Consider the following 9,290-nt stretch of genomic DNA (forward strand, 5'->3'; position numbering starts at 1 on the left):
TTTTTTGGTGATTTCCGGTTTTACTTCAACTTCGCCAACAGCGCTTCAGCCGTGGCCTCGGACGACGCCGGGTTCTGACCGGTCAGCAGCAATCCATCAGTCACCGTGTAGCTCGCCCAGTCGTCACCCTTGGAGTAAATCCCGCCCTTCTCCTTGAGCATGTCCTCCACCAGAAATGGCACGACCTTGGTCAATTGCACCGCCTCCTCTTCAGAGTTTGTGAAGCCGGTCACCCGCTTGCCTTTGACCAGCGGTTGACCATCCGTCCCCTTGACGTGACGCAATACTCCCGGCGCATGACAGACCAAGGCGACCGGTTTACCCGCCTTGTTGAACGCCTCGATCAATGCGATCGAAACCTTGTCTTCAGCCAGATCCCACAGCGGGCCATGGCCACCCGGATAGAAAACCGCATCGTAATCGTCAGCCCTCACGCTGCTCAGCAGCGCGGTCGACGCCAATGCCGACTGGGCCGCGGAGTCTTTGCGGAAGCGATCAGTGGCCGCGGTTTGCGCGTCCGGCTCGTCGCTCTTCGGGTCCAACGGGGGTTGCCCCCCCTTCGGCGACACCAGCGTCAGTTGCGCGCCGGCGTCTTTGAAAGCGAAATACGGTGCGGCGAATTCTTCCAGCCAGAAGCCGGTTTTCTTGCCTGTGTCACCCAATTGATCGTGGGACGTCAAAACCATCAGGATTTTCATGTCGCGCTCCTTGAGTTCGGGGAATGTTGAGTCAACTCGGCGCAGAGTTTGACCATCAGGCTGCGCTGTTCGTTGCACTTTTCACACCGGTGCTCTGAAGTGATGGCTAACCGCCTTGATGCGCAAGAAGTTGCGCAATCGATACGGCGAGACACGCTGCTTCAGCGCTGAACGCCCGGTTTGTCAGGCCTTCCAGCCCGGTGCGCAAGAAGTTGCGCAGTGCTGCGCAAGTTCTTGCGCACATTGCGGGGTGAACGTTGCCGGCAATCTTTCCAGCGACCAAAAACTCACTGCAAAGCCCTGATTAATATGGTTTTCTATGTTTCTGGCACGGACCTTGATAACAGTCATGCACCCACCGGGCGATATCGCCTCCCGGGCACCTCACTTATTCAGCAAGGAGAGCATCCATGGCAACACCAGCGTACATGTCCGTCACTGGCGAAAAACAAGGTCTGATCACTGCCGGCGCATTCACCGCCGACTCGGTTGGCAACACCTACCAGGAAGGTCACGAAGACCAGGTCATGGTTCAGGCCTTCAGCCACGACGTGATCATCCCGCGTGACCCGCAATCCGGCCAACCGACCGGTCAGCGCGTACACAAGCCAGTCGTGATCACCAAGGTATACGACAAGTCTTCGCCACTGCTGCAGGCCGCTTTGACCTCCGGCGAGCGCATGAGCGAAATCGTTATCCAGTGGTACCGCACTTCGGCTCAAGGTACCCAAGAGCACTACTACACCACCAAACTGGAAGACGCGATCATCGTCGCCATCAACAACAAAATGCACAACTGCCAGGATCCGTCGAACTCGCACTTCACGCACCTGGAAGAAGTGCAATTCACCTACCGCAAAATCACCTGGACCCACGAAGTATCCGGTACTTCGGGTTCCGATGACTGGCGTCTGCCGGTGGCCTGATCCAGGTCGACCGTCTAAAGCATCGGCCAGCTCTGCTGGTCGATGTTGTTTACGCCCTTCCAGAATTTTCGCGTCCGCAAGCTCCCTGCACGGGTGCCGGCGAACGCCGCAGCACTGCACGAGGAACAAGGGATGTTCGCGCCGGCCAATCAGACTCACTTTGCCCTGACCATCGAAGGTCTTTCCAACGACTTCCAGGTGCTTTCCCTGCAAGGTCGGGAAGCCATCAGCCAGCCGTTTGTGTTTGAGGTGGAACTGGTCAGCGAAAAGCCGTCCCTGGACCTCGAAAGCCTGCTGCACAAACCCGCCTTTTTGCAGCTCTCGCCCGACGGCAGCGGCATCCATGGCCAGATCTATCGCGCCGCCCAGGGTGATTCCGGCAAACGCCTGACCCGCTACGCGGTGACCCTGCGCCCGCAACTGTCCTACCTGGCGCATCGCATCAACCAGCGCATCTTCCAGAACCTCACGGTGCCGAAAATCATCGGCCTGGTCCTCGAAGAACACGGCATCCAGAGCAATGCCTACGAATTCAAGGTCGGGGCGATTTATCCCGAGCGCATCTACTGCGTCCAGTACGATGAATCGGACCTGCAATTCGTCCAGCGCCTGTGCGAGGAAGAAGGTATCCACTACCACTTCCAGCACAGCGCCACGGCCCACAAACTGGTGTTCGGCGATGACCAGACGGTGTTCCCGAAACTCGCGCCCGTGGCCTATCAGCAAGACTCCGGCATGGTCGCCAGCGACCCGGTGATCAAGCGCTTCGACCTGCGCCTGGAAACCCGCACCAGCCGTATCACCCGCCGCGACTACGACTTCGAAAAACCGCGCATCACCCTCGAAAGTGAAAACCGTGGCGACGCCCTGCCCGACCTCGAAGACTATGACTATCCCGGCCGCTTCATCGACCGCGAACGCGGCAAGCACCTGGCCAAACGCGCCCTCGAACGCCACCGCAGCGACTTCCAGCTGGCCGAAGGCAAAAGCGATCAGCCGTTGCTGGTCAGCGGCCATTTCCTGGCTCTGACCCAACACCCGAAAGCCAAATGGAACGACCTGTGGCTGCTGACCGAAGTCCTGCACGAAGGCAAACAGCCGCAAGTGCTGGAAGAGTCGGTCACCAGCAGCACCACCCATCTGAAAGACGATTTCCACCAGGGTTATCGCAACCGCTTCCAGGCCACGCCGTGGGACGTTCCGAATCGCCCGCCGCTGACGCAGAAAAAACCGCGCATCCTCGGCAGCCAGAGCGCCGTGGTCACCGGCCCCAAAGGTGAAGAAATCCACTGCGACCAGTACGGCCGCGTCAAAGTGCAATTCCACTGGGACCGCGAAGGCCAGGCCGACGACAAGACCAGCTGCTGGCTGCGCGTCTCCTCCGCCTGGGCCGGCGCGCACTACGGCGGCATCGCCATCCCGCGAATCGGCATGGAAGTGCTCGTCACCTTCCTCGAAGGCGACCCCGACCAACCGTTGATCAGCGGCTGCCTGTACCACAAGGAAAACGTCGTCCCGTACGCCCTGCCGGCGAACAAGACCCGCACCACCTTCAAAACCCTCAGCTCACCGGGCGGCGCAGGCTTCAACGAACTGCGCATCGAAGACAAGAAAGGCCAGGAACAGATCTTCCTCCACGCCCAGCGCGACTGGGATGAAAACGTCGAGCACGACCAGAAAATCCGCGTCGGCAACGAACGCCACGACACCGTCGAGAAGAACAGCTACAGCGAATTCAAGGCCGAAGAACACCACACCGTTTATGAAGACCGCAAAGTCGAAGCCCGCGCCAACGACCACCTGACCGTGGGCGTGAACCAGCACATCAAGATCGGCACCGGGCAATTCATCGACGCGGGCCAGGAAATCCACCTGAGCAGTGGCATGAAAGTGGTGCTTGAGGCCGGAAGCGAGCTGACACTGATCGGCGGCGGCAGCTTCATCAAGATCGATGCGGGCGGCGTGACCCTGAGCGGGCCGGTGATCAACATGAACTCCGGTGGCGGGCCGGGCAGCGGGACGGGGGCGGCGCCGTTGTTGCCGGGGCCGTTGAAGCAGGCGGATGCGGATAAGCCAGGCATGCCTATCGAGGCATTGGTAAAACAGAACATGGTGTTCAGGCAGACACCTTCGGGGGTCTGTGAAGTATGTGAGGCAGCAAAAGCAGCGAAAGAGGCGCACAAATGACCAACATCAATGGCCGCAATGGATTTCTGCTGATGGATGGTGCGCATTTGGAAGATGCAGTGGTTTGGCTCTATCAAAACTACCCAAGCCACCAGCCGATGCCCCTGCTACTCGGAACACCTTACGAACCCATTGCCGAAGCCGGCCCCATTCTTCTCGACGCCCCGATGGGTAGTCCAGCTTATCAGGCGTGGTCGCATGCGGACGGAAACCTGAGTAACGGGATATGGTTGCAAACCCAGCAATCGGCTAGCCAGGTATTCAATACGTTACAGCGACGAATCCGAATCTACTCCCCGGATCGACGAGAGTTCTGGCTGCGCCTCGGTGACGCAACACCGATACGACGGGCGTGGCTCGCAGGCGCAGTCTGGCCAATCGGCTTTTGGCATGGGATTGATTGCGTTTGGGTCAATCATGAAGGCACTGCGAAACGTGCGTGGGCAAATGAAAAACCCAAGGAAGATTGTGCCCCCAACGATAGCGGCATCAATGCGCAGATCGTTTTAACCTGGCCGTTGCTTGAGGCATTGGCACCTGATACCGATACATCACAGGAAGTCGTGTAATGACCCAACCTGCGCCAGCAAAAGCAGAATTCAAACCGGCCGGCTGCCCATTACTCACCGCCGTGATACCACTACGTTACGCCATTGGCCCAACGCCCAGCCTTGATGTCAGCGCAATGAATTTGCCGCCGCTTAACGGCAACTTTCCCGAGTTGGGTGACAAGAATGCGGTGACTCGTGGCAAGCCATTGAATTATGTCGCGCGCTTCCTCCGCAACGGTCACCTGTACGTATGGCAAACCTCCCCGGCAAAGCTGGTCGAGTTCACTGTCGAAAATACAATGCTGCAAGAAACCGCTCGCGGCGGCAAAGTCATCGATAAGAGTAAAAAGCCTTATTTGATGCTGCCAGCGGGTACACCGGCGATGCTCGCTTGGTCTCCTACGCAGTGGACCGATCAACAGTTCGCGGCGGCTAAATCAAAAGCCAGCACGCGCACGCGGGTAATGCGTGCGTTTACACCTGGTGCGGGGCCGGTGAGCGGCAAAGTAGCAAGCATTTATGACTCCATCGGGGACTACAAACAATCTGACGGATTTCAATGGAGTTGCCAGCCTTCTACCGAAAAGATCCCCAAATGGGAACGTACATTGAAGGACATGGCTCGCTGCGAACAGCAGGCATATGTTATTGCCGATGATGCATGGGGTGTTTGGCATGACCTGAGCGCACTGATTCGTCTCCAATCAAGCACTTACGAAGACTTGCGTAAGTCGCGAGCCGAAGACTGGGCAATCGCAGGAACTCTTAAGTCATTGGGGGAAAACGATTCGAAGATCAACAGCACGCTGCCTTCTGCAACGCGCTTCGATGAGTTAAAAAAGACATGGACGGAGCAGGAAACAGCAGAAAAGCGTTTTGCGACAGATATTCGGCGTTTTAACACTATCTGGAATGAATGGTTTAAAACGCGACACGTGAAAGGCCCCGCAACCATTGATACAGCTGCGGGTCATTACGATATATGTAATCCTGCAAAGCGCATAGAACTGGAAATGTCCTTTGCCGCGGCTTGTTTGGGAGCTTCGGTGTGCAGCGTCAGTGCGAAGGTTATTGGAGAAGCTCTCGACCCGCAAAAAGAAACAAACGGCAGCCCTTGGTTGATCTGGGCGCTACTCGGACTGCGCGAACGCTTAGCCATCCCCGAAATTAAATCGCTTTTAGACGTATCAGATGGAATCAATGATAACGCCGCGAGTGTTGGAAAAGCTGCTGTAAATATGGGTAGAGCAATGGCTCTCTCTGCCGCAATTAACTATGCGGCTGACAGACTCGCCCCCCATAATCCTGCTCCTATACTGGAGGGATTGTTCCTGTCGTTGTCACCAATTGCTGGGGCTGAGCTGCATGACGTATCCAAGCCCCCAAGCAACGCAGCGAAGCTCTTCATGGGTGCAGCTATGGCACGTTCGAGCCAACGAATTGGAACGAATCAAGTCAGCGAAAAGCAAATAGGGGAATGGCTAAGCGATATGATGGGCACACGCCCGGAAATTCCGCCTTCCAAGCTAAAATTGACGCCAGTTGCGTCCGCGATTCAAAATGCGTTGCCATTTTTTATATTGTTGCCTGCACCAACAGTAAGTTCTGCGGCTAAAACACTTCCTTCGATCGCCGAACTGGCCCCCCCGGAAACCAACCTGAAAAACTTGCTTAATTTAAGCAAAGAATCTATGGCGAAAGCCCCTATCAAATGCGTTGTAGCGTTGATGGCGGGGATCAATATGGTTTGGGGTGTAAAAGAATATAGCAATAGCGGATCAGCCAAAGATCTTCTTGGTTTGATGGGTGGAGCGGTCGGTGTCGCATCAGCGACGAGCGCGGTTTGGCAAAAAGTAGCTGAGATCAATTGGGAAAAGGCAGTAGCTACTACGGGCGAGGAGTCAATAAGTTCTCGTAAGGCCTTGGCTGATGCACTTGGATTTGGCGCTAAAGCCGCACTTCTACAAGCGGTTGTGTCGGGTTTCGACGTTATTGTTTACGGCATGGATGCATTTGAAGCCTTTCAATCAAAAGATTTTGATACCGCATTAATAAACGTGGGATTGAGTGCGGCTTCTGGCGCTAACCTTGCGCTGTATGTCCAGGCGTTTCGAGCAGTACGTGCAGCTCGTGCGGCGGTTATCCTGGGAGAAACGGCAACAATCGGTCGAGGCGTAGGCCAAGCCCCCCATATAGCAATAAAAGCCCTAGGACTTACTATCATAATAGTAGGCGGAGTAATTGCGAGACTTTATACCAAAGACACACCGCTAGAGAAGTGGATTAAAGGATCAAAGTTTGGAATAACCCCGGCAGAATGGGCAACAAGCCACCAAAAATCCATGGTCGAACTTTATAAAATAATTTTCCCAATCACTTTCGACGCCTGCCGCCTAAACGAGCTAAATCCTTATAGCGGCATGGTTGAGTCCACCTATTTAATGCTACGACTCCCCGGAAAAAGCGTTGTTACTGACGATATGATTCTTTTCGTCGGAGAAGAAGTGTGGGGGGGAATCTTCGGCTTTGGAGGAAAACGTGAAAAAGTTAGATGGACTGGTAATAGTTTTGACCGTCACGAAGGGACTCGTGTAAAAACGGAGGCAGGTGTGGCAACGTATAGACGCGTTTATCACACGGATCGCGAAGGTAGAGCATTGAATAGCATCAATGGTACGCTGACCTATACCCCGATGGTAGGCATGGCTTTACCTGCAATTGAAATTAAGGATATAGCATGGCTTTGAAAGATCTAGTCCAGAAAGCACAAGCAAAATATGGAGATAGCCCGACAGTACTTCTTAGCGCAGATCAGCCCACAGGCGAGGCTCCGATGGAACTTTTCATTACGGATGAGCACACTGAACAATACCTATCGCTTCAGGTTGGAGGGGCCTCTGACCGAGGAATGCTGACCGGTGTTCTTGGCGGTATTTGCTCAAGTCTCTGTCTTGTTATGGGGCTGTGGATGGCGTTTCAGGGCAGATGGGAAGCCGTAATATGGCCAGTAGTGTTTGGAGTTCCGCTTTTCCTTGCCCCGTTCCTATGGGAGATACTTCGGCCACTTCCTCTACCGATACTTTTCAACCGCAGGACTCGCGAGGTTTATTTTGACCATGAAGGGGCGTTGTTCCACTCGCCATGGGATGGTATCCAAGCCGTTGCATGTGAATTTCAAATAGTCGGCCCCTATACTGCTGGTATGAATAACGCATCTTTAGAAATTATGGTTCATCGTTATAAAACCCCTGAAAATGCGCTTATGGTGAGCCTAGGATCTCCGGCTGGAAAGACATTGGACATGCAGAGAGGATTTTGGGAATACATTCGCTCCTACATGAATAATGGTCCATGGTTCGATAAAAACGGGCATCATAGCGAGTCAGATGACTTTGTAAAAACGCAACTTACGGCAAACATCAATCAGTCCCAGCTTCTTGGACATTGGCGCCAAACCATTGCAGACAAAAAAAAATCCACCAACGGTAAAAATTACTTAAGCGGCATAGATGTATTTATGTTTCTTGGCCACTTAATGTTTTACCCGTCAAACTTAATACAGAATCTCACTTACAACATAGCGAAGCGGAGATCGCGCAATCGCTGGTCCAAGATCGTGCTGGAGCGTTTGCAGCCAGATGGCCCTACTACTAGATTGGTCGACATTGAGAAGTAAAAGAAAATCAAGAACTTTCGCAACCCCTGTCTTGGTATGGTATTTATGAAGGTGCCTGCAATGGGTTGATTGTGGCTGTGCCATTGATAGCAATACCCTTCCTCTGGGAGGTTTTTCGCCGATTTCCGTTGCCCATAATTTTCAATAGACGTACTCGTGAAGTTTACTATGACAACAATGGAGAGTTGTACCACGCACCTTGGGATGATTTAAAAGCGCTGGTATGTGAATTTCAGTTATCAGGGCCCTATACAGCAGGTTTATCTAATACTTCTTTGGAAATAATGGTTCACCAATTTTGTAATACTGAGAACGCGCTAATGATCAGTCGTTGGCCGAAAATCGTGCTTGAACGTTTACGGGGTGATGGGCCGTCAACTAGATTAATCGACCTAGAAAAAGAAGCTAACGCCTGAATTAGTCACCGCTCAGGTTCAGGCAACATAAAAACGGACGATCTGATTGATCGCCCATTTTTTATCCCCCCATCTCAAACACCTCCTCCCCAACCTCATACTTGACCACTACACAGTAACCATTCGATAGATGTGAAGGGCAAAAAAATCCCGTTAAATATGCTGCCGCCAGAAACCATTGGGCCAATGCTGTACCTGTTAACGGAAAGCTTCGTAGAAAGCTGGGCTGAAGATCAGGAAAAAGCTGTTGTTCTATTGCTATCCCATTTACGCAATTGGAGGCATTTCATTGAGGTACTGGAACACTGTTCGAAAAGCGGCAGCAAAACTAAGGCAATGGATAGTTTGAATAGTATCAATGCTCTGCTCGATGGTGGTGAACAACGTGTTGTTCAACCGGTTTATCGGTTCGTTGGCAATCAATAGTGATTCTTCTATGCGGTCGGAAGGGATGCTTGCGTGGACTCCGGGCCTTCCATGGCGTAAAGAAAATGTCTTAATTGCAGCAAAACGGAGCAGTTTATTTGACGGTTTAGCTTAATGAGGGGCGCCAATAGGCGCCCCCACGGTTTCGTTGCTCTAAAGCGGCTGATCCGACTGAATGGCGCATCGAAAACTGTTACCTTGATAGTGACCATCTTGAATTGGTTCTTCAGCCCAACGGCGGACTATAGGGGCGGCAAACAAAGGCGCCTCAGAATAATTTGATCCCCTTTTTATTCTTTTAGTGCCGGTGTCTGGTGGACTTGCCCCTACCAAACCGGACACCAACTCCCCGTTAAATTGATGTTCCCGCTAAGCGCCTGAACTCCCTCGGTGAACGATATTTCAAGGCG

General features: G+C 53.3%; 7 protein-coding genes. 5 read left to right on the forward strand and 2 right to left on the reverse strand.

The genetic code is table 11. The annotated features are described in order from the left end of the window. Positions 1 to 20: 20 nt before the first annotated feature. Both FBY04_RS30585 and FBY04_RS32510 read right to left on the reverse strand, forming a co-directional pair. A complete protein-coding gene (locus FBY04_RS30585; protein ID WP_084322095.1) occupies positions 21 to 698 on the reverse strand; it encodes a type 1 glutamine amidotransferase domain-containing protein in 678 nt (225 codons plus the stop codon). A gap of 183 nt (positions 699 to 881) precedes the next feature. After that, positions 882 to 1,049 carry a hypothetical protein gene (locus FBY04_RS32510; RefSeq protein WP_178118343.1) on the reverse strand — a complete coding sequence of 56 codons (168 nt, stop codon included), beginning with the start codon at positions 1,047 to 1,049 and terminating at the stop codon, positions 882 to 884. A 59-nt stretch (positions 1,050 to 1,108) separates the two neighbouring features. On the opposite strand from FBY04_RS32510, the gene FBY04_RS30590 reads away from it, so the two are divergent. From FBY04_RS30590 to FBY04_RS30610, 5 genes are all read left to right on the forward strand, one after another. Beyond that, complete coding sequence (locus tag FBY04_RS30590) at positions 1,109 to 1,624, forward strand: Hcp family type VI secretion system effector (protein WP_007948242.1); 516 nt, start codon at positions 1,109 to 1,111, stop codon at positions 1,622 to 1,624. A gap of 132 nt (positions 1,625 to 1,756) precedes the next feature. After that, positions 1,757 to 3,811, forward strand: coding sequence for a type VI secretion system tip protein VgrG (tssI, locus tag FBY04_RS30595; protein WP_145319237.1), 2,055 nt, complete (start codon positions 1,757 to 1,759; stop codon positions 3,809 to 3,811). Further along, positions 3,808 to 4,380 (forward strand): DUF4123 domain-containing protein, encoded by a 573-nt coding sequence (locus FBY04_RS30600; protein ID WP_145319240.1) that lies wholly within the window; start codon positions 3,808 to 3,810, stop codon positions 4,378 to 4,380. Before tssI ends, FBY04_RS30600 begins: the two co-directional genes overlap by 4 nt. Next, positions 4,380 to 7,109: a toxin VasX gene (locus FBY04_RS30605; protein WP_145319244.1), complete on the forward strand. Its 2,730-nt coding sequence runs from the start codon at positions 4,380 to 4,382 to the stop codon at positions 7,107 to 7,109. Before FBY04_RS30600 ends, FBY04_RS30605 begins: the two co-directional genes overlap by 1 nt. Further along, positions 7,100 to 8,038: a hypothetical protein gene (locus tag FBY04_RS30610; RefSeq protein WP_145319247.1), complete on the forward strand. Its 939-nt coding sequence runs from the start codon at positions 7,100 to 7,102 to the stop codon at positions 8,036 to 8,038. The genes FBY04_RS30605 and FBY04_RS30610 overlap by 10 nt, the downstream gene beginning before the upstream one ends. Positions 8,039 to 9,290: the final 1,252 nt, after the last annotated feature.

This window comes from Pseudomonas sp. SJZ080 (assembly GCF_007828295.1).
GTDB classification, from domain to species: domain Bacteria; phylum Pseudomonadota; class Gammaproteobacteria; order Pseudomonadales; family Pseudomonadaceae; genus Aquipseudomonas; species Aquipseudomonas migulae_A.

Excerpts from the sequence above, each read along its gene's own strand:
- FBY04_RS30585 (WP_084322095.1), bottom strand. The coding sequence starts at position 698 with ATGAAAATCCTGATGGTTTTGACGTCCCACGATCAATTGGGTGACACA.
- FBY04_RS32510 (WP_178118343.1), bottom strand. The coding sequence starts at position 1,049 with ATGACTGTTATCAAGGTCCGTGCCAGAAACATAGAAAACCATATTAAT.
- FBY04_RS30590 (WP_007948242.1), top strand. The coding sequence starts at position 1,109 with ATGGCAACACCAGCGTACATGTCCGTCACTGGCGAAAAACAAGGTCTG.
- tssI (WP_145319237.1), top strand. The coding sequence starts at position 1,757 with ATGTTCGCGCCGGCCAATCAGACTCACTTTGCCCTGACCATCGAAGGT.
- FBY04_RS30600 (WP_145319240.1), top strand. The coding sequence starts at position 3,808 with ATGACCAACATCAATGGCCGCAATGGATTTCTGCTGATGGATGGTGCG.
- FBY04_RS30605 (WP_145319244.1), top strand. The coding sequence starts at position 4,380 with ATGACCCAACCTGCGCCAGCAAAAGCAGAATTCAAACCGGCCGGCTGC.
- FBY04_RS30610 (WP_145319247.1), top strand. The coding sequence starts at position 7,100 with ATGGCTTTGAAAGATCTAGTCCAGAAAGCACAAGCAAAATATGGAGAT.